Source organism: Luteibacter sp. UNCMF366Tsu5.1 (assembly GCF_900119235.1).
Lineage (GTDB): Bacteria > Pseudomonadota > Gammaproteobacteria > Xanthomonadales > Rhodanobacteraceae > Luteibacter > Luteibacter flocculans.
In genome coordinates this window covers 154,056-174,264 of sequence record NZ_FPIS01000002.1, presented here as the reverse complement: position 1 = coordinate 174,264, position 20,209 = coordinate 154,056, and the positions used below count along the sequence as shown (strand labels likewise).

Annotated in this window: 21 protein-coding genes; 14 read left to right on the top strand and 7 right to left on the bottom strand. The window is 65.7% G+C overall.

The window, feature by feature from the left end:
* Positions 1-66: 66 nt before the first annotated feature.
* Genes folE through BT115_RS09995 form a run of 4 tightly spaced genes read left to right on the top strand, consistent with a single transcriptional unit; the run spans position 67 to position 5,472 of the window.
* Positions 67-663: a GTP cyclohydrolase I FolE gene (folE, locus tag BT115_RS10010; RefSeq protein WP_072322480.1), complete on the top strand. Its 597-nt coding sequence runs from the start codon at positions 67-69 to the stop codon at positions 661-663.
* A 7-nt stretch (positions 664-670) separates the two neighbouring features.
* Entirely contained in the window at positions 671-1,984 is a 1,314-nt protein-coding gene (locus tag BT115_RS10005) for a hypothetical protein (RefSeq protein WP_072322479.1), read from the top strand.
* Positions 1,977-2,687 carry a hypothetical protein gene (locus tag BT115_RS10000; RefSeq protein ID WP_072322478.1) on the top strand — a complete coding sequence of 237 codons (711 nt, stop codon included), beginning with the start codon at positions 1,977-1,979 and terminating at the stop codon, positions 2,685-2,687. Before BT115_RS10005 ends, BT115_RS10000 begins: the two co-directional genes overlap by 8 nt.
* A complete protein-coding gene (locus BT115_RS09995) occupies positions 2,680-5,472 on the top strand; it encodes an AAA family ATPase (RefSeq protein WP_072322477.1) in 2,793 nt (930 codons plus the stop codon). Before BT115_RS10000 ends, BT115_RS09995 begins: the two co-directional genes overlap by 8 nt.
* 46 nt (positions 5,473-5,518) lie before the next feature.
* On the opposite strand, the gene BT115_RS09990 is transcribed toward BT115_RS09995, so the two are convergent.
* Positions 5,519-5,902, bottom strand: coding sequence for a hypothetical protein (locus BT115_RS09990; RefSeq protein WP_072322476.1), 384 nt, complete (start codon positions 5,900-5,902; stop codon positions 5,519-5,521).
* A 121-nt stretch (positions 5,903-6,023) separates the two neighbouring features.
* On the bottom strand, positions 6,024-6,980 hold the full coding sequence (gene cysK / locus BT115_RS09985) for a cysteine synthase A (protein WP_072322475.1): 957 nt from the start codon (positions 6,978-6,980) through the stop codon (positions 6,024-6,026).
* A gap of 94 nt (positions 6,981-7,074) precedes the next feature.
* Between cysK and BT115_RS09980 the strand changes: the two genes are divergently transcribed.
* From BT115_RS09980 to BT115_RS09965, 4 genes are all read left to right on the top strand, one after another.
* A complete protein-coding gene (locus BT115_RS09980) occupies positions 7,075-7,419 on the top strand; it encodes a hypothetical protein (protein ID WP_072322474.1) in 345 nt (114 codons plus the stop codon).
* Positions 7,420-7,493: 74 nt separating this feature from the next.
* On the top strand, positions 7,494-8,675 hold the full coding sequence (locus tag BT115_RS09975; protein ID WP_072322473.1) for a cation:proton antiporter: 1,182 nt from the start codon (positions 7,494-7,496) through the stop codon (positions 8,673-8,675).
* A gap of 60 nt (positions 8,676-8,735) precedes the next feature.
* Positions 8,736-9,989, top strand: a complete 1,254-nt coding sequence (locus tag BT115_RS09970) for a TCR/Tet family MFS transporter (protein ID WP_072322472.1) — start codon at positions 8,736-8,738, stop codon at positions 9,987-9,989.
* A gap of 63 nt (positions 9,990-10,052) precedes the next feature.
* Positions 10,053-11,417: a GGDEF domain-containing protein gene (locus BT115_RS09965; protein WP_072322471.1), complete on the top strand. Its 1,365-nt coding sequence runs from the start codon at positions 10,053-10,055 to the stop codon at positions 11,415-11,417.
* Between the two features lie 6 nt (positions 11,418-11,423).
* On the opposite strand, the gene BT115_RS09960 is transcribed toward BT115_RS09965, so the two are convergent.
* Positions 11,424-12,128 carry a VIT1/CCC1 transporter family protein gene (locus tag BT115_RS09960; RefSeq protein ID WP_218184748.1) on the bottom strand — a complete coding sequence of 235 codons (705 nt, stop codon included), beginning with the start codon at positions 12,126-12,128 and terminating at the stop codon, positions 11,424-11,426.
* Positions 12,125-12,727 (bottom strand): FUSC family protein, encoded by a 603-nt coding sequence (locus BT115_RS09955; protein ID WP_072322470.1) that lies wholly within the window; start codon positions 12,725-12,727, stop codon positions 12,125-12,127. The genes BT115_RS09960 and BT115_RS09955 overlap by 4 nt, the downstream gene beginning before the upstream one ends.
* A 100-nt stretch (positions 12,728-12,827) precedes the next feature.
* Between BT115_RS09955 and BT115_RS09950 the strand changes: the two genes are divergently transcribed.
* Positions 12,828-13,334, top strand: coding sequence for a DUF1993 domain-containing protein (locus BT115_RS09950; protein ID WP_072322469.1), 507 nt, complete (start codon positions 12,828-12,830; stop codon positions 13,332-13,334).
* A gap of 43 nt (positions 13,335-13,377) precedes the next feature.
* Here the strand turns inward: BT115_RS09950 and BT115_RS09945 are convergent, their stop codons facing one another.
* Together BT115_RS09945 and BT115_RS09940 are read right to left on the bottom strand one after the other, a co-directional pair.
* A complete protein-coding gene (locus BT115_RS09945) occupies positions 13,378-14,139 on the bottom strand; it encodes an ABC transporter permease (RefSeq protein WP_072322468.1) in 762 nt (253 codons plus the stop codon).
* Complete coding sequence (locus BT115_RS09940) at positions 14,136-15,092, bottom strand: ABC transporter ATP-binding protein (protein ID WP_072322467.1); 957 nt, start codon at positions 15,090-15,092, stop codon at positions 14,136-14,138. Before BT115_RS09940 ends, BT115_RS09945 begins: the two co-directional genes overlap by 4 nt.
* 124 nt (positions 15,093-15,216) lie before the next feature.
* Here BT115_RS09940 and BT115_RS09935 point away from each other — a divergent pair, with 124 nt between their 5' ends.
* The 5 genes from BT115_RS09935 (at position 15,217) to BT115_RS09915 (ending at position 19,383) form a co-directional block, all read left to right on the top strand.
* Positions 15,217-15,708, top strand: coding sequence for a DUF1993 domain-containing protein (locus BT115_RS09935; RefSeq protein WP_072322466.1), 492 nt, complete (start codon positions 15,217-15,219; stop codon positions 15,706-15,708).
* Entirely contained in the window at positions 15,705-16,289 is a 585-nt protein-coding gene (locus BT115_RS09930; protein ID WP_072322465.1) for a DNA-3-methyladenine glycosylase I, read from the top strand. Before BT115_RS09935 ends, BT115_RS09930 begins: the two co-directional genes overlap by 4 nt.
* 90 nt (positions 16,290-16,379) lie before the next feature.
* Positions 16,380-16,661 carry a DUF2188 domain-containing protein gene (locus tag BT115_RS09925; protein WP_072322464.1) on the top strand — a complete coding sequence of 94 codons (282 nt, stop codon included), beginning with the start codon at positions 16,380-16,382 and terminating at the stop codon, positions 16,659-16,661.
* Positions 16,662-16,726: 65 nt separating this feature from the next.
* Positions 16,727-18,823: an ATP-dependent DNA helicase DinG gene (gene dinG / locus BT115_RS09920; protein ID WP_072322463.1), complete on the top strand. Its 2,097-nt coding sequence runs from the start codon at positions 16,727-16,729 to the stop codon at positions 18,821-18,823.
* Entirely contained in the window at positions 18,820-19,383 is a 564-nt protein-coding gene (locus tag BT115_RS09915; protein ID WP_072322462.1) for a HutD/Ves family protein, read from the top strand. Before dinG ends, BT115_RS09915 begins: the two co-directional genes overlap by 4 nt.
* An 87-nt stretch (positions 19,384-19,470) precedes the next feature.
* Here BT115_RS09915 and BT115_RS09910 read toward each other — a convergent pair whose 3' ends face one another.
* The gene (locus BT115_RS09910; protein WP_072322461.1) at positions 19,471-20,007 is read right to left on the bottom strand and encodes a lipocalin family protein; all 537 of its coding nucleotides are present in this window, start codon (positions 20,005-20,007) and stop codon (positions 19,471-19,473) included.
* Positions 20,008-20,209 lie beyond the last annotated feature (202 nt).

Here is a 20,209-nt window from a genome sequence, read left to right as displayed (position 1 = left end):
GCCAAGGGCTCGCGGGCGCCAACAACGGTACAATGCGCGTTTGCCACCGTCCAAGGAATCACCTCGATGAGCGACGACGCCAAGTCCCGTCCGGTCAGCCGCGAACAGGCCGAGGAGGCCGTGCGCACGCTGCTGCTGTGGGCGGGCGAAGACCCGACGCGCGAGGGTCTCCTCGATACGCCCAAGCGCGTGGTCAAGGCATACGGAGACTGGTTCAGCGGCTACGACCAGGACCCCGCCGAGTACCTCCGCCGCACCTTCGAAGAAGTGGCCGGCTACGACGAGATGATCGTGCTGCGCGACATCGAGTTCGAGAGCCACTGCGAACACCACATGGCGCCGATCATCGGCCGCGCGCACGTGGGTTATGTGCCCACCGATCGCGTCGTCGGCATCAGCAAGCTGGCCCGCGTGGTGGATGGTTTCGCCCGGCGTTTCCAGGTGCAGGAAAAACTCACCGCACAGATCGCACATTGCATCGAAGACACGTTGCGTCCGCGCGGCGTGGGCGTGGTGATCGATGCCAGCCATGAGTGCATGACCACCCGCGGCGTGCACAAGCGCGGCGTGTCCATGGTCACCAGCCAGATGCTCGGCAGCTTCCGCGAAGATCCACGCACGCGCAGCGAGTTCCTCCGCTTCGTCGGCGTCGATCGCCGCTGACGTCACCTTGAGCGGCCCGACCGACACCACCGTCCACGACGAACGCCTGCAGGATCTCTTCCGCGACGGCGTCGTCGCCGAGGACATCCCGTCCCTGTTTCCGCTGCTGCGCGGACGCAGTCTGTTGCGCGCGTTCTCCGCGCTGTTCCACGGTGGCGAAGCGCAGGTGCTGCTGCGCCTGCTCGTGCTGCGCACGCTCGGCGGCCGCGCGCACGCCACGGAATGGACGCCGCAAGAAATCCGCGATCATCTGGCTTTCGTCGATCCGGTGAAGCTGGAAACGGTGGTCCAGCGCCTCAAGGATCACGATCTACTCGTCTATGACGGCGAAACGCTGCGCTACCGCGTGGGTCCGCTGGGCCGCAAGGCGCTCGCGGCACTCGCCGCCATGCTCGAATTCGAGGACCACGACGACGACGGCCTCGGCTACCTCACCGCGCAGTTGGCCGCGGGGCACGCGGTCGGTCGCGTATCCGTGGACGAACTCGGCCACCTGCTCTCGCGCCTCAGCGAATTGAAGGAAGACTTCGACCGCGCCGTACTCTCCGGTTCGGAGCATCGCATTCGCCGCGCGGCGGATCGGCTCGACGCCGTGTGGACCTGGGTGGAGAAAGGCACCGAGGTGGTCGCCGCCATCACGGAGAAGGACGACCTCGAACCGGCCGCGCACCGCCTCGCCCAGGCCGTGGGTCGCGCACAGAGCGCGCTGCTGCGTCAGGCAGGCACCTTCCAGCGCGAACTCAACAAGATCGACCAGCACCGCGTGCATCTCGGACGCACGGGACTCTCCTCGTCCGACCTCGTCGGCTGGCTGCGCGCGCAGGACATCGACACGCTGGCCGCCTTCGAAGACGGGCAACTGCTGCTGCCGCTGCCCGCACCATTCATCCACGATCAGATCGCGCTGGACGTCGCCGAATTCGAACTGCTCGAACGCGAGCGTCTGGCGGCAGAAAGCACGGCCCTGCCCGGCGCCGAACAGCCACCGGATACCGCCGACCTGCCGATCGACGAGGAAGACCTGCGCTTCCTCGAAGCCTGGCATGCCGAACTCGCCGCCATCGATGCGCCGCGTGAACTCGCCGATATGCTGATGGGCGACGACTATGCGCTCTCCGCGTACCGACTCTCCCTGCTCGGCCTCCTCGGCGACCCGGAATCCGCCGCGCTGGAAGGCGGTACCGCCGACCTCGCGCGCCTGCCCCTCGCGCTGGACATCGAGCCGCGCCTGATCGACATCGACCTGCCCCAGATCGCCCTGGTGAGCGCCGGACGCCTGCGCCCGCGCGCCACCACGAAGGACACCGCCACCGATGCATGACGATACCGCCAGCCTGGTCACCCGCCTGCTTGCGCAACGCTGGTTGCCACGCGACGACGCGCAGGCACGCAAGGCGCTGCTCGACGAAGGCTTCCGCGAGGAACTGGACCGCCGCCTCGAAGCGGTCGGCCTGGAACTGCGCGAGCACCCCTACGCGGCATACATTGGCCTCGCCGTGGCCCGCAAGAGCGAGCGCGCCGTATTCGGCGGCAGCGACAGCTGGATCTCCAACACCTTGCAACTCGACCGCGACGGTGTCGCGTTGCTGGTAGTGATCTGGGCGCTCATCGTGCTACCCAAGCGACAACGCCAGGTCGAACGTCAGAGCGCCGAAGCTGCTGCGTCACAAGGCCAGATGTTCGCGGAAGAAAAACCCATACCGCGCGATCCCACGATCTCGCCCGTGATCGCGGAACGCACCCTGCTGGCCGATTTCGGCGACAAGCTCGGCGGCAAGACGCGCGTCGGCTTCAATCTCGGCACGTTGAACCGCCTGGGTTTCATCATCCGACGCAAGGGCGAAGTCGCCGAGGGGCCGCTGCTCGATCTTGCATTCGATTACGAACGCACGGCACGACGCATCCTCGATGGCGCGCTGGGCGACCTGCTCGCGGAAGCGGCGGCGCGGCCTGCGTCTGTCGTGGACGACCCCGAAGACGACGACCTCTCCCTCGATGCTGGCGAGGAGCCTGCCGATGTTTGATTTCCGCAGCCTCGAAGTGGTGCATTGGGATTACTGGCAGCGTTTCAGCCTGCCGCTGGATACCAACATCGTCACCGTCGTGGGCCCGAACGGCTCAGGCAAGACCACGCTGCTCGATGCATTGCGCACGCTGCTCACCATCGACTGCGCGGGCAACCGCGACTACAAGAGCTACCTGCGCCACAACGGCAAACCGTTCGCCTGGTTGCGCGCCCGCGTGGGCAATACGCCGGGCCCGAGCGGCGAGCGTCCGTTCTTCCCCTTGATGGACCGCGAAGTGACGCTCGCCTGCCGCATCCAGAAGAAGGGCGGCGAGTGGACCCGGCAATACGCCGTTCTGGGCGGCGATGTCAGCGTTGAAGAGATCGAGTCGCGCGGCGAGTTTCTCGGTCTGCGCGAATACCGCGTGCGTCTGGAAGGCGCTGGTCTGTCGCAGGCGATCCGCCGCGTGCTCACCCTCGAACAAGGCGCTACGGACAAGCTGTGCCAGCTTCCGCCCAAGGCCCTGCTCGATCTCGTCTTCGACGTCTTCGGCGACAAGGCCGTGCTCGACGACTACCAACGGGCACGCAACGAACAGGGCGAAGCCGATCGCGAGCAGCACGGACTCGAGCACCAGTTGTCGCTCATTGGCGTGAGCCTGCAGGAAGCCGAAGCGCGTGCGCGCTCCTTCCAGGAATGGAACGCGCTGAAGACCGAGCGCGTGGATCTTGTCTCCGAGATCCTTCCGCGCACCGAACTCGCCGAGTTGCTTGCCGGCATCCGCGGCGCGCGTCCTCAGCTCACCGGCATCAAGCGACGCGTGACGGAGCTGGAACGCCGTGATGTGGAACTCGCACGACAACTCGGCGAACTGGACGCCCAGGGCGAAATGCTGCGCGCCGAACAGCACGAGGCGGACCTAGCGCGCCAGCAGACGCAGAAGAGCCTCGACGCCGCACGCGCCGAGTTGGCCCAGAACGACCTGCTGATCAAGCAGGAAGCGAGGCTGCGCGAGATGGTAGCGGCGCAGGGTGGCGCGGATCACGAACGTCTCGCCAACGTGGCGCGCGACGCGCGCGCCCTGGCGAATCATCTGCAAGCCGAGGAAACCCGGCTGCGCCAGGAACTGACCACCGTCACCAGCCAGCTTTCGGCCTGGCGCAGCGGGCGTCGCTACACGCCTGACTTCGAAGCTTCGTTCCGACGCGCGCTCGACGATGCCGGCATCCGCCACAGCATGCTCAGCGAAATCGTGGAGATCGCCGAGCCACGCTGGCAGCCGGCGGTCGAAGCCGTGCTCGCGGGTTATCGCCACGTCGTGCTGCTGGACGATCCACGCGATCGCGAAGCGGCGTGGAAGCTCGGCGAGCAGCATCGCTACAAACACTTCGTGGTCGCGGACCGTGCGCCCGCCGGATCGGCGACTCGCGGTTCGCTGCTCGAAGTCGTTTCTTTCTCCGCTGCCGCGCCCGAATGGTTGCTGCGCAATCTCGATCGCATCCGCCGCGTGGAGAACGTGACCGAAGGCGCCTCCTGCAGCCGCGATCAGGACTGGATCACCCCGCAGGGCTATTTCAAGGAACGACGCGGCGGGCGCCATCTCGGCGTCGACGACATGTACTTCGGCTCCGCGGCGCGCGAACGCCAACTCCGCGACGGCGAAGCCGCGTTGCGCAGCATCGAGGCACGTCTGCGCGAGATCGCAAGCGAGCGCAAGGACGCCCTGGCACGCGCAAGCGACGCCGAAGCCGTGCTGCGCGGCGCCAGCGCCAGCAGTCAGCTCGCCGACCGCGCCGATGAATTCGCAGAAGCACACGAGCAGCAGGCCCGCCTGCGCGAGGACGTGCAGCGCACCGCCGACAGTCATGCGGCGGCCGAACAGCATTACGAGGCGGTACGCGAGAAGCGGCTCAAGACATCCAACGCCCGCGACAACGGCGCGCGCGAACAGCGCGACGTGCAGCGCCAGTTGGCAGATGCGGTGCGCCAGCATCATCAGCTGCGTGGCGAGCAGGTCGAGCGCCTCAAGGCGTTCCGTGCCAAGCGGCGCCATGTGCCCCTGGCGTTGCGCGGACGCGCCGCCATGGCCTCGCTGCGGGAGCGCTTCGAATCGCCCGCGGCGGTACGCCGCGAGATCGACCGCGTCGAACGCCGATTAGAAGAAGGCCACTGGGAACAGGATCCCAGCGTGCTCGCGCTCCGCGAGAAGCTGCTGTCCAACCACGATGGACTGAAACTCGATCTGGAAAAGCGCCGCGTCCATCTCGAGCGCGCGTCGCGCATCACCCACGAGGCGCGTGGTGCCTATATCCAGGTGCTGCGCAACACCGTGCGCCGCTATGCCAAGAACCTCAAGGTGCTCGCGGAACTGGCGGGCATCGGCGTGGAGGTCGATCTTCCCGAACTCAGCAATGACGACCTCGCGCTATCGTCCGCCGCGTTGCATGTGCGCTTCGAGTTCGACAAGAAGGGCTGGATCGGCATGGACGACGGCGAGGCATCGGGCGGCCAGCAGGTGATGAAATCGCTGTTGTTGCTCGTGGCGCTCATGCGCGACGAGGACCGGCCGGGCGGCTTCGTCTTCATCGACGAACCGTTCGCGCATCTGGACATCTTCAACATCGACAAGGTCGGTGCGTTCCTGAAGAGCACGCGCGCGCAGTACATCCTCACCACACCAGCCACGCACAACATCAACGTGTTCCAGCCCTCCGAACTCACGCTCGTCACGAGCAAGCGGCGACCGGGTGCGACCTGGGCGCAACCACTGGCGGTGTTGCGGCGGCGGTCCAACGCCGCGTGATCGCACTCGTCACAGGGGCGCGGTCAGCGCCCCTGTGACTTGGGACTCAATAAAGTCCGGTTTCGCCCGGCACGGGGTTGTCCTCGCCCGAACCGTCCAACGCATCGCCACTGCTGTCGGTTGGGCGTTGGCGGGTCGGATCGTGTGCGTCGTACTCGTCTTCCTGCAGGCGCGCGTAGCGATTGGCCAGCAGACACGCCGCGACGACAGCGCCAATGCCAGCACCAATGGCGAGGGTCACGCCGGGATGGCGACGAACGCCGCGGCTCGCGCCGTCGAACGCCTGGCTCGCCAGCGATCCGGCGCGCCCGGCGTACTCACGCGCGGCGCCAAAGGCTTCACGCGGGTGGTTGCCCACCGTGGCACCCGCGATGCGCTGCGCGCGACCCAACCACTCCTCACCCATGCTCTTGCTGCGGAACCATGCCATGACGTTGACCTCCTGACGTTCGAGGCCCCTACCGTGACGTTTGACGCGTGACGGGAACGCAGTGCCGACGTTGCTTCGCGATGACGAGGGCGGCTAGCCCCCCATCATCGCGGAGCGCGGGTCATCCCAGGCTGTTCAGCCAGGCCTCGTCGGTGCCCTCTTCCACGCCCTCGAAGAGGAAGGTGGAGAGGTAGCGCTCACCGGTATCCGGCAGCATCGTCAGGATGACGCTGCCCTTCTCGGCGTTTTCTGCGTATTGCAGAGCCGCGGCCGCAGTGGCCCCCGCGGAGACACCCACGAACAGGCCTTCCTCGGCAGCAAGGCGGCGCGCCGTGTCGCGTGCCACCACCTCGTCCACGGGCACGTTCACGTCGAAGACCTTGCGGTTGAGGACATCCGGCACGAAATCCGGCGTCCAGCCCTGGATCTTGTGCGGCGACCACGGCTTGTCCTGCAGCAAGGGCGCCTGCGCCGGCTCCGAGACCACGATCTTCACCTCGGGTCGCGCCAGCTTGAGCATCTCGCCCACGCCGGTCAGCGTGCCGCCGGTGCCCCAGCCGGTCACGAAGGCATCGAGCCGACGGCCGGCAAAGTCCTGAAGGATTTCGGACGCCGTGGTGCTGCGGTGATAACCGGGATTGGCCGGGTTCTGGAACTGCCGCGGCAGGAACCAGCCGTGCTTTGCCGCCAGTTCCTCGGCACGGCGCACCATGCCGCTGCCCCGTTCGGCAGCAGGCGTAAGAATGACCTTGGCACCGTAGGCGCGCATCAGCTTGCGGCGCTCCACGGAGAAGCTGTCGGCCATCGTCGCCACGAACTTGTAACCCTTCGCCGCGCAGACCATCGCCAGCGCGACGCCCGTGTTGCCGGAGGTCGCTTCGACCACCGTGTCGCCCGGCTTGAGCAGGCCTTTCTGCTCGGCATCGAGAATGACGGCGATGGCGAGGCGGTCCTTGACCGATCCGCCGGGATTGAACGATTCCACCTTGGCATAAAGCGTGACGTGTGCCGGTGCCACGCGGTGCAGACGAACGATGGGCGTGCGGCCAATGGTGTCGAGGATACTGTCGTAGATCATGAGAGGTTCCCTGGGCTAGCCTGCCAAGGGACCAAAGGTACTCCCGGACGCCGCAGCACGACAAACGCCCTCTTATCGCCCAGACTGCCCGCCCATGAATCGACCCGCCTACGCCCTCCTTGCCGCTTTCGTCCTTGCCGGCCCCTCGTTCGCGCAGGATGTCCCGCGTACCCCGGCGGAGTACCTCCGCCGAATGGACGAAAACGGCGATGGCCGCATCGACGAAGCGGAATACGTGCGCTACATGAGCCAGGGTTTCCTGCGCATGGACGTCAACGGCGACGGCGTGCTGGACGCCAACGACGGCCCGATGCGGCCCGGCGCGAGACCCATACACCTCGACGAATTCCAGCGGAACCTCATCCACCAGTTCCACAAGCTGGATCGCAACCATGACGGCGTGCTGGATGCCAGGGAACTGTCACAGCCGCCACAATAAGTGCCGGACGAGCAGGCGCCATTGAACCAGCGCGCACCAATTCAGTTACCCTCTGCCGACCCCGGGGAGGGCCAATGAATATCACCGAACTTTTCCTGATCGCGATGACGATCATTCTTGGCGTGCCGTATCTGATCTGGCGCGTGTTTCGCACGGATTACTGGGCACCACTGGTCGTCGTGCAGATTGTCACGGGCATCGTGCTCGGGCCCGGGGTGCTGGGCAAGATATTCCCCGACTATTACGCCACCGTCTTCGCACCGCCGGTCATCGGCGCGCTCAACGGTATCGCCTGGTGGGCGGTCATGGTGTTCGTCTGGATCGCCGGCATCGAGCTGGATCTGCGCGAGGTCTGGCGCCGTCGCCGCGAGTGCGGCACGACCGCGGGCCTCGCACTGGCCGGTCCACTGGTGGCGGGCTGTCTCGCCGCGCTCGGCATGCTCGCGTGGCGAGACGGCTGGATGGGTGAAGCCGCCGCCACGTGGCAGTTCGTGCTCGGCGTAGGCATGGCGTGTTCGGTGACTGCGCTGCCCATCCTGATCCTGCTGCTGGAAAAGATGAATATCCTTCGCGAACCGTTGGGCATGCGCGTGCTGCGTTATGCGAGCCTCGACGATCTCGCCATCTGGGGCGTGCTCGCGATCATCCTGCTCGACTGGCAGCGCGTGGGTCATCAGGCCGCGTTTCTCGCCGTGTTCGCCGTGACGGCATGGCTGTTCCGCAAGTGGATGGCGCGACTCAAGGAAAGCGATCGCTGGTACATCGGACTGATCTGGCTGGCCGCGTGCGGCTATGGTGCGGACTGGTCCGGGCTGCACTACATGGTGGGTGCCTTCCTCGCCGGAGCGGTGATGGACCGCGACTGGTTCACGCTGGAGCACCTCGACAAGCTGCGCGAGCACGTGTTGCTCGTGGTGATGCCGGTGTTCTTCCTTTCGACCGGGCTTCGCACCAACTGGTCGGTGGGCGGTACCGCCGTGTTCGTCGCGGCTGCGCTGCTGCTGGTGGCCTCGGTGGCGGGCAAGCTTGCCGGCGTAGGCCTGGCCGGCAAACTGCTCGGATGGGCGCGCGGCGATGCGTGGACGATCGGCTGGCTGTTGCAGACCAAGGCGCTGATCATGATCATCTTCGTCAACATCCTGCTCGATCGCCACGTCATCACCAGCGAAACGTTCACTGCGTTGCTGCTTATGGCGGTGGCAAGCACGATGCTCACCGTACCCATCGTGGCGCCCAGGTTGAAGCGACTCGTCTGACGCCCTTTAGGGATGCTCTGAATAGGTTCAGAGCATCCCTAGTCGACCTCACGGACTTTCATGGAACCGCAGACTCACACGCATGTTCGTCGCGCCGCGGTGATCTTCATCTTCGTCACGGTGCTGATCGACATCCTGGCGTTCGGCATCATCATTCCCGTGCTTCCGCACCTGATCGAACAGATGACGGGCGGCACCGTGTCGAACGCGGCATGGTGGGTCGGCATCTTCGGTACGGTGTTCGCCACCGTGCAGTTCATCTGCTCGCCGATCCAGGGTGCGCTGTCCGATCGCTTCGGTCGGCGGCCCGTGATTCTCCTGTCCAACCTGGGCCTCGGGCTGGACTTCGTCTTCATGGCGATCGCGCCGTCGCTTTGGCTGCTGTTTGCGGGACGCATCGTTTCGGGCATGACGGCCGCCAGCTTCACCACCGCCAATGCGTACATCGCCGACGTCACGCCTCCCGAGAAACGCGCCGCGGCATTCGGCCTGCTCGGCGGCGCCTTCGGCATCGGCTTCATCATCGGGCCCGCGCTCGGCGGTTTTCTCGGCGGCATCGACCTGCGCCTGCCGTTCTGGGTGGCGGCCGCGCTGGCGCTGACCAATTTCATGTACGGCTTCTTCATCCTGCCCGAATCGCTTCCTCCGGAACGGCGTTCGGCGCGCTTCGAACTGCGTACGGCGAATCCGATCGGTGCGCTCAAGCTGCTTCGCCGCAACAGCACATTGTTCGGCCTGGCCACGGTCATGTTTCTGTTCTATCTCGCCCACTACGTGCTGCAGACGGTCTTCGTGCTCTATGCGGACTACCGCTATGACTGGGGCCCGCAGGCCGTGGGCTACGTGCTCGCCCTGGTGGGCGCGTGCGACGGCACGGTGCAGGCCTTTCTCACCGGTCGCCTCACGGCCCGCTTCGGCGAGCGACGGGTGATGCTGGCCGGCCTCGCCTTCGGCGCGGCGGCATTCGCGGTGATGGGCCTTTCCTCTATCGGCTGGGTCTTCCTCATCGGGATCCCGCTCATGTCGCTCTGGGGCCTCTCCGGGCCGCCCATCCAGTCGATCATGACCCGCCAAGTGCATCCCGACGAGCAGGGCCGCCTGCAAGGCGGCGTGACCAGCCTGGGCAGCTTCGCGGGCATCTTCGGCCCGTACCTGTTCGCGCAGATCTTCGCGTTCTGGATTGCCCCCGCCAGGACGCTTCATATCGCGGGCATGCCGTTCCTCGTGGCCGCTGCGCTGCTCACGTTGGGCACCGTGGTCGCCTTCCGGGCGACCCGGGAAGAGCCCGTGGTCGCACCCGCCTCGGAGACATGAGCCAAGGCGAAGGCTTCATCGTATGATGGCGCGGAATCGACACATGACGCGACGGTCGGGGACGTGCGTTTGGAAAACCAGGTTTGGGAAAGCAAGTATCACGAAGCCGTGGAGCGGTTGACCCGCGAAGAGGCCCAGTGGCGCACCGCGGAATCACTGCTTCGTCAATTGGTCGCTTGCCTCGGTCACATCGCGCACGGTGCGCATGACCAGGTCGATCCCCACATCGAGCGCCTCTCGGTAGCGCTGGCCGGCCCCATGGAGCCGTTGGCGCTCGAGCCACTGGTAAACGAACTGGCGACGGCCATATCGGCGCTCGGCGAGCGATCCGCAGGAAATCACGAAGATCGCTCGATCGCCATCACGCGCCCGCACCGCAACGAGCATGGTTCGTCCGTACAGTCGTCGCTGAGCCGGCTCGTGGAGCGCATCGTCGTGCTGCCGCGCCTGGCCGATCGCGCCAACGAATTGCGCCACGACGTGGCCGATGCCGGTGACCTCGTGGCCCTGGCGGCCTGCGGCGATCGCCTCGCCGACCTCGTCAACGAACAGCGGATCGGCTTGCAGCGCGAGATCGACGCCCTGCAGGCGGTACTCCGCCATGTGACCAACCGCCTCGACGAGATGAGCGGCTACATGTCGCGCGAGCTGGCCGACCAGTCCGTGGGCGAAGCCAACGGGCAAGCCCTGGACGCATCGGTGGCGCACGAGATGCGCCTGCTGGGCGAGGCGGCGCTGGAGATCGACGACATACACGAACTGCGCGAGCAGGTGAATCACAGCCTGGAGACCATCGCTTTCTGCTTTCGCGATTTCCGCGACCGCGAAAGCGCGCGTCTCACGGCGTATCGCGAGCGCGCGGAAAAGATGCGCCAGCGCATCGAGCAACTGGAGACCGAGCGCAACACGTTGCAGCGGTCGCTCGAGCGCGAGCACGAACTGGCGCAGACCGACACGATGATCGGCATGCCCAATCGCCTTGCCTACGAAAAGCGTATCGAGGCCGCGTTTGAAAACTGGCGGACCGACGGCAAGCCGCTCGGCATCGCGGCCATCGACATCGACCACTTCAAGAGCATCAACGATACCTACGGTCACACCGCTGGCGACGCCGTACTGCGCATCATCGGCCAGGCGCTGATGAAGCATGTGCGTCCGTGTGACTTCGTTGCGCGCTACGGTGGCGAAGAATTCATCGTGATCTTCGAAGGCGCGGAAGAAGCCGAGGCCTTGCAGGTCTGCGAACGCCTGCGTGGAAAGATCCAGCACCTCGCCTTCCACGCGAGCCGTCAGCCCGTACGCGTCACGGCGTCCATCGGGCTGGCGTACTTCCAGGCGGGCGATACGCCGCAAGCGGTGTTCAACCGCGCCGACCTCGCGCTGTACACGGCAAAGAACGGCGGCCGCAATCGCTGCGTGATGGGCTGAACCGGGTTACGCAGCCACGCCGAACAGGCGGCCCACCCCGGCGGTGATGCCCATCGCCAGCGCGCCCCAGAAAAGCACGCGGGTGACGCTCCGGCCGATCGGCGCTCCCGCCATGCGCGCGGAGATGGCGCCGAGGATGCCGAGAGCCAGCAGCGAAACGCCGATCGTGATCGGCGTGACCAACGAGCGCGACGACAGCCCGGCAGCGATGATCGGCAAGATGGCACCGCTCGCAAAGCTGATTGCCGAGGCCGCAGCCGCCTGGAGCGGGCGCGCCGCCAACGTGACCGACAAGCCGAGTTCGTCGCGCGCATGGGCTTCCAGCGCGTCGTGCGCCATGAGTTCCGTCGCGACGCGCTGGGCAAGTTCGCGGTCGAGACCGCGGCGCACGTAGATCTCGGCCAGCTCGCGGTGTTCGCCGTCGGGATCGTCTTGCAGCTCGCGCGATTCCATGGCCAGTTCGGCCTCCTCGCTGTCGGCCTGCGAGCGGACCGACACGTACTCGCCGGCCGCCATGGACATGGCGCCCGCCACAAGGCCGGCCACACCGGCAATCATGATGTCGCCCGGCTCCGCACGTGCCGCCGAGGCGACGCCGACGAGGAGGCTCGCGGTGGAGACGATGCCGTCATTGGCGCCCAGGACGGCGGCGCGCAACCAGCCGATGCGGCTGAGCCGATGGAACTCGCCGTGGCGGTGTCGCATGCTCATGCAGTGGTGTCCTTCGCTTTGTGTTCCACCCGATTTTCCAGCCGCGTCACGAGCCAGCCGATGACAAGCGCGCACAGCGTACCAAGCGCGACCTCGGCCAGGCGCATGACCGGCAGTTCCCAGCGCGGCCCGTCACTCGGCACCAGCAGCACGATGGCCGTGGTGATGCCGGCGATGCGGGCCGCCGAACCCACGTTGGCAAGCCAGCAAGCCAGGGTCACGAGCACCAATGCGGCGGCAAAGAGCAGCAGGCTGCCGCTCTGTCCGACGCAGAGGCCGAGCAACCCTCCCACACCGCCGATGACCGTGCCGAGAAAGCGGTCACGGCCAGCCCCGCGGGTATCCGCATAATGCGTTTGGGTGACGGCGACGGCGCTGATCGCGGCCCAGAACGCCTGCTCCGTATGCATCGCATGACCGATGGCGAAGGCCACCGAGGCCGACAGCCCCACCTTGAACGCCATGAACAGGCCCAGCCGCGCACGCCCGCGGAGCGGCATCGACCGGAAGAGACGATCGAGCGCCCGCTGGGCGAGGCGCAGGCGGGTGGCGCGAACGGTAGCGTCGGTACGTGGCGCGGGAGCGTTGGGCGGGGTCATGGCCCATCGTAACCGCTGCGCCCGTCGACGCGTCGCCAAGCAGCCCCCACAATAGCTCGCCGCGGCCGCCCGGCCGCTCCACCACGAGAAGTGCGATCCCATGTCCATCACCATGTACCAGACCTGCGTACCGGTCCTCGTCCGCGCGCTGACCAACCTCTCCGGCGTGCTCGCCAAGGGCGCCGCACATGCTGCCGAGCGCAACATCGCGCCGGAAGTGCTGCTCAATACGCGCATCACGCCCGACATGTTCCCGCTGATCCGCCAGGTGCAGATCGCCACGGACATGTCCAAGGGTGCCGCTTATCGGCTGGCAGGCATGGAGCCGCCGAAGATGGACGACAACGAGACCAGCTTCGACGAATTGCAGAAGCGTATCGCGGCCGTGGTCGACATGCTCAAGTCGTTCAAACCCGAACAGATCGACGGCAGCGAAGACCGCGAGATCGTGCTGAAGATGCGCAGCGGCGAGCAGCACTTCCACGGCCAGGATTACCTGCTGGGTTACGTGCTGCCGAACGTGTATTTCCACACCACCACGGCGTACGCCATCCTGCGCGGCGTGGGCGTGGTGCTGGGCAAGGCGGACTTCCTCGGCAAGGCGTGACGCACGACCGGCCGGGGCCTGACTCAGGCCCCGGCATCGGCGTCTACGATTTGAGCTTCCACCCGGTGCGGAATATCCACCACACCACGCCGAGGCACAGCAGCAGGAAGGCCACCGTGGCCCCGGCACTCACCACCACATCGACGTCGGCCTTGCCGTAGAAGCTCCAGCGGAATCCGTTGACCAGGTAGACCACCGGATTGAACAACGTGATCTTCTGCCATACCGGCGGGAGCATGGAGATCGAGTAGAAGCTGCCGCCCAGGAAGGTCAGCGGCGTGATCACCATCAGCGGCACCACCTGCAGTTTCTGGAAGTCGTCCGCCCACAGGCCGATGATGAAACCGAACAGGCTGAAGGTCACCGCGGTGAGTACCAGGAAACCCACCATCCAGAACGGATGCAGGATCTCGTAGTCGACGAACAGGCGTGCCGTCACCAGGATGAGCAGGCCGAGCACCACCGACTTCGTCGCCGCCGCACCGACGTAACCGACGACCACTTCCGCGTACGACACCGGCGCGGACAGCAGTTCGTAGATCGTGCCGGCCCATTTGGGCATGTAGATGCCGAACGATGCGTTGGAGATGCTCTCGTTGAGCAGCGAAAGCATGATCAAGCCGGGGATGATGAAGGCCCCGTAGCTGACGCCATCCACGTCGCCCATGCGCGAACCGATGGCCGCACCGAAGACGACGAAGTACAGCGACGTGGACAGCACCGGCGACGCGATGCTCTGCATCAACGTGCGGAACGTGCGGGCCATCTCGAAGCGGTAGATGGCGCGGATCGCGTAGAGATTCATGCGCGACTCCTCACCAGGCTGACGAAGATGTCTTCCAGCGAACTCTCGCTGGAATGCAGATCCTTGAAGTCGATGCCAAGCGCATTGAGCTTGCGCAGCAGTTCTGCGATGCCGGTGTCGTCGCCTTGTGCGTCGAACGTATAGGTGAGGCAACTGCCGTCCGCCGACAGTTCCAGCGGCCAATCGGCCAGACCTTCCGGCACGGCCTGCAGCGGCGCCTGCAATTGCAGGGACAACTGCTTCTTGCCCAGCTTCTGCATCAGCGTGTGCTTTTCCTCCACCAGCACCAGCTCGCCGCGATTGATGACGCCGATGCGATCGGCCATCTGCTCGGCTTCCTCGATGTAGTGCGTGGTGAGGATGATGGTGACGCCCGATTCCCGCAGGCGGTGGACCATCTGCCACATGTCGTGGCGCAGCTCGACGTCGACACCGGCCGTGGGTTCATCGAGGAAGAGCACGCGCGGTTCGTGGGCGAGTGCCTTGGCGATGAGCACACGACGCTTCATGCCGCCGGACAGCGTCATGATCTTGGAATCCTTCTTCTCCCACAGCGACAACTCGCGCAAGATCGTTTCGAGGTACGCCGGATTCGGCGACTTACCGAACAGGCCGCGACTGAACTTCACCGTCGCCCACACACTTTCAAAGGCGTCGGTTGAAAGCTCCTGCGGCACCAGACCGATGAGGCCACGCGCCGCGCGATAGTCGCGCACGATGTCATGACCGTCGACGGTCACCGTGCCTTCGCTGCCGTTGACGATGCCGCAGACGATGCTGATGAGCGTGGTCTTGCCTGCACCGTTGGGGCCCAGCAAGGCGAAGATCTCGCCGCGTTTGATGTCCAGGTCTACGCGCTTGAGCGCCTGGAACCCGGACTTGTAGGTCTTGGAGAGCCCACGCACGGCGACGATGGCGTCGGGCGCGGAAGTCGTTGCATCGAGTGGCGGCATGGGGACCCGCGGATTCGGTGGGATTCGGACGATGGTAGACCCGAACGGCAGCGCGTGCGAGGCGCTTGTGCTTCCATGGAAGCATCCCCACGTCCAACCGATCCGCCCGCCACCAGGAACCCGCATGAGCCTCTCCACTTACGAAGCCTCCGCTCCCGTTTTCATCCGCGGTTTCCGCGTGCTCGGCGACCTTCTCGCCAAGGCCGAGGCCCATGCAGGCAACGATCTCGTCACGGCGCGCCTTGCCCCGGACATGCTCAACCTGGCAGGGCAGATTCAGCGCGCCAGCGACACGGCCAAGTTCGCCGTGGCACGGCTCGCCGATGTGCAGCCGCCGTCGTTCGAAGACAACGAGACCACCATCGCCGACCTGCGCAAGCGCATCGATGCGACCGTGGCCTGGATCGAGTCGGTCGATCGCGCCGCGCTCGAAGCCGGTGAGTCGCGGACGATCGCGCGCAAGTTCAAGGAGAAGGAACACGAGTTCACGGGGGCGTCGTACCTGCTGACCTTCGCACTGCCGAACTTCTTCTTTCACGTGACCACCGCATACGACATCCTGCGGCACAACGGTGTCGCCATCGGCAAGCTCGATTACCTCGGTTTCAGCGCATGACCGAAGGGCTCGTCCGTTGCGCCTGGGCGACGGCGGATGAGCTCATGCGCGACTACCACGATCGCGAGTGGGGCGTGCCGGAGCGCGACAGCCGCAAGCTGTGGGAAAAGCTGGTGCTCGACGGTTTCCAGGCCGGGCTCTCATGGCGCACGATCCTCGCCCGGCGTGCCGGCTTTCGTCGCGCGTTCGACGGTTTCGATCCGGAGCGAGTGGCGCGCTACGACGAGGGCGACGTGCAACGACTGCTCGCCGACGCTGGGATCATCCGTTCGCGCGCGAAGATCGAGGCCACGATCCGCAATGCCCGTGCCTTCCTGGCCATGCGCGACGCGGACGAGGATTTTGCGGGATTCGCCTGGGGCTTCGTGGAGGGGCAGCCGCTTCTCTGGAAAGGCCCGGTGCCACCGAACAGCCCCCTGTCCGAGCAGGCGTCCAAGGCCTTGCGCCGGCGCGGCTTCACATTCGTCGGCCCCACGATCGTCTTCGCCTGGATGGAGGCCTGCGGGCTTATCAACACCCATGCACCCGAGTGTTTCCGCCGACTCTACCTATCCGGTAAATCACTGAACGAGAAGGCTTAACGGGTTTTTTAGCACCCCTGCGGTAGCGTGGATTCCGAGGCCGCAACAGCGGCCTCGCCCGTCTGGTACACCTGCCTTAGCGAGGGTCCCATGGCTTCGAGTTCAGCCCAGTTGTTCATTCCGTACAGTGAATCGACACAGGGACCGTGGATCGTCCGCCGTGCATCGCTCCCGCTCGGTCGCTACGAATCCCAGTCCGCCGCCATCGCCGCCGCCGAGGCCCTCGCGCCCGGCCTGTCCGACAGCCTCGGCCGCCCGGTCGAAATCCACGTGCAGCACGCCGACGGCACCTGGGAAGAGCACAACTTCGTTGTGGCTGGGCTTGTTGCCGGTAGCGGCTACTCGTCCTCCGCGTGGAGCCGGCACGCCTGATCCGTGGGCTGAGACGGCGATAAGGTAACCTTGCAGGGTTGCCCTCCCCGCCGTTCATCCCATCGATGCTCACCGACGACACCAAAGCCGCGGTCCGCGCCGCCTATGCGCGCCTGAAAGACGGACTTCCCGGGTTCCGTGGCCGTGCCGCGCAGTTGAAGATGATTGCCGAAGTGGCGAAGGCGCTGGCCGAGCCGGCGGGTGCCGCGGTGATCGAAGCGCCCACGGGTACCGGTAAATCCATGGCGTACCTGATTGCCGGGCTGGAAGTGGCGCGCGCGCAGAAAAAGAAGCTGGTGATTGCCACGGCGACCGTGGCGCTGCAGGAGCAGCTCGTCCAGCGCGACATTCCGCAGTACCTGACGCTGTGCGGCGTCGAGGCCAAGGTGGCGCTCGCCAAGGGCCGTGCGCGTTACCTGTGCCCGCGCAACCTGCGCATGGCCGGCGCCGAACCCTCTGCACAGAGTGGCTTCGAATTCGACGCGGAACTGGCCCTGTGGTCGCGGCCGCCCGCGGAGCGCGATACCAAGGCCATCGAAAAGCTCGGCAAGGCCTTCGAGTCGCGCGAATGGAACGGCGATATCGACACCAGCCCCGAGCCGCTGTCGGATCTGGTACGCGGCATGATCACCACCAGCGCTGGCGGCTGCACGGGGCGCAAGTGCGGCGCCTTCGCGGTCTGTCCTTTTTTCATCGCACGCCGTGCCATCGGCGAAGCCGACATCGTCGTCGCGAACCAGGACCTGGTGCTTGCCGACCTCACCATGCCGCGCGATGAAGACACCTTCGGCGGCGTCATCCTGCCGAAGCCGGAGGAAACGCTCTACATCTTCGACGAGGCGCATCACGTGCCGGGCAAGGCGATCGACCGCGGTGCGGCCGACGTGCATCTCGCGACGGCCGTGCGCCGCATCGGACGATTGCAGAACCAGATCCACGGCGCCTATTCGCTGACCGACAAGGAAAGCATCGGCAACCTCACGCTCGAAGCCGGTGACGAGAAACTGCTCGAACTCTCGAATGCGCTGGAGGAGATCGAGCGCGAGATCCGTCTTTCGTGGACGCCTTCGGCCAGCGAAACCGAGCCGGTGTTCCGCGCCTCGCTCGGCCAGCTTCCGGAGAACTGGAAGATGCACGCCGAGCATCTGCATCTCCTGACCAAGGACATCCAGCGCTGGCTGCGCATGGTCCGCCGGACCGTCGTGGAAATGGAGGCTGGCGGCCCCACGCAGGAAGCGCTGTCGCGCGAACTCGGCGTAGCGTTGGAACGCTTGGATCGCCAGGTGCGCACCTGGTACGCGTGGTCCGCGGAGGATCGCGAGAACAGCCCGCCGCTCGCACGCTGGGTCAGCATGACGCCCGAGCAACAGTTGGTCTGCCATGCCTCGGCGGTATCGGCCGGCGGCTTGCTGCGTAACGTGCTCTGGGACAACGCGTCGGCGGTGGTGATGACCTCCGCGACGCTGAGCGCGGGTGGCAACTTCCGCGGCTTCGCCGATTCGGTCGGGCTGCCGAACGAGGCCGTGACGATCAGCCTGCCCTCGCCCTTCGACCTCGAACGTCAGGCCACCCTTTCGGTGCCGGCTCTGAAAACGCTACCCGACGATCGCGAAGGCCATGCGCGCGAGGTCTCCGAATGGCTGGCGAAACACCTCGACTGGAATGCCGGCAACCTCGTGCTGTTCACCTCGCGCGCCAAGCTCGATCGTGTGCTGCAAGTGCTGCCCATCGAGTTCGTGCGCAAGGTACGCGCACAGGGCTCGCTGTCCAAGGCGCAATTGATCGCGGAACATTGCGCGGACATCGAAGCCGGCAGGGGCAGCACGCTGTTCGGGCTCGCGTCGTTCGGCGAAGGTCTCGACCTGCCGGGCAAGCTCTGCGAAACCGTGGTGGTCACGCAGCTCCCCTTTGCCGTACCCACCGATCCCGTCGGCGCGACCTATGCCGAATGGCTGGAATCGCGCGGACGCAATCCCTTCATCGAAGTCAGCGTGCCGGATGCGACGCGCCTGCTCACGCAGTACTGCGGCCGCCTGATTCGTACCGAAACCGATACCGGGCGCATTGTCCTGTTGGATCGGCGTGTCATCACCAAACGCTACGGCACGGGCATGTTGCGTGCTCTTCCGCCTTTTGCGCGCGATATCGAGCGCGTCGCATGACCATCATCCGCTTCGACGAGTTGAAAGCTGTGCCGTGGAAGAACGGCCTCGGCATCACGCGGGAAATCGCCGTCGAGCCACCCGGCGCCTCCATGGACGATTTCCTGTGGCGCGTCAGCATCGCCGACGTCGATACGGCATCGCCGTTCTCGCGGTTCCCCGGTATCGATCGAACCATCGTGCTGCTCCAAGGCGACGGCTTCACGATGACGCTCGACGGCGAGCGCACCCACGCGCTGACGACACCGTGCGTGCCATTCGCGTTTCCCGGCGAGGCACGCGTCGAGGTCGCGCTGTCGGGCGGCGCGACGCGCGATTTCAATCTGATGGTTCGGCGCGGCGACATTCGCGGGACGATCGATGTCGCGCATGGTCCCGGGCGCGTCGACACCCAGGACGTCGCTCTGCTTCATCTTGCCCAGGGTACGGCCCGTACGGGCGACACTGCCTTCGGCATCGGCGACACGGTCATCGCACCGCTTTCGGTCGAACTCGATCGCGGCGCCATTGCACTTGTCGTCAAGATCGTCCGACCTCGCGACGATCATTTCGCCGAATAACCAAAGCCGCCACGTACCCTTCGAACGAACAGGCACGTGCATCATTCGCCGGTCGAATGAGCAACGACATAGGTTACGGAACGCTGGTTACTCGATCTTCCCCGATACGACGAGCGCCGAAAGGTCGTAGCCCATGGCCGTAGCGCGCGCCTTCAATGCCTCGAACGTCGCCTTGTCCATGGTCGGGGTACGCGAAAGGATCCAGAGATACTTTCGACCGGGCTGCCCCACCATGGCCCATTGGTAGTTCTCGTCCAGGGCGATGACCCAATAGTCGGCCCAGACGAACGGCACCCACGAAAGCCACTTCGGTGCGAAGCGTACCTGGAGCTTGCCTTGCGAGAACGGCTCGGGACGACGCGCCACGCCGTCGCTGGCGATGGTGCTGCCGTCCGCGGTGACGCAGGCGTTATGCACCGAGACCGTACCATCCGGCTGGACGGCATAGGTCGCCGTCACCGCCCCGGTGCACTTCCGTTGGAAATACATGGGCAGCCGCGCCATCTCGTGCCACGTGCCGGCATAGCGGTCGAGATCGAGGTGGCTGACCGCCGTCACCGGCGTACTGGCGATGGCACTGCCAATGGCCATGGAGGCGGCAAGCGCCGTGAGGATGCTGCGCATGGTGGATAAATCCCTTGAAAACGACCCCACTACGATGCGGATTTGGAGTGAACCTCCTTTGAATCGGGCGGCCGTGGCCTCGCCAGGCGGGCCATAGATGACGTCCCGCAGCACGAAACCCGATCCCACTGCCGAAAAGCGGAACGTTCCTGAATAGGCAAGCCGTGTAGCATCGGCGACCGAACCCCGTTGTGACCGGAGC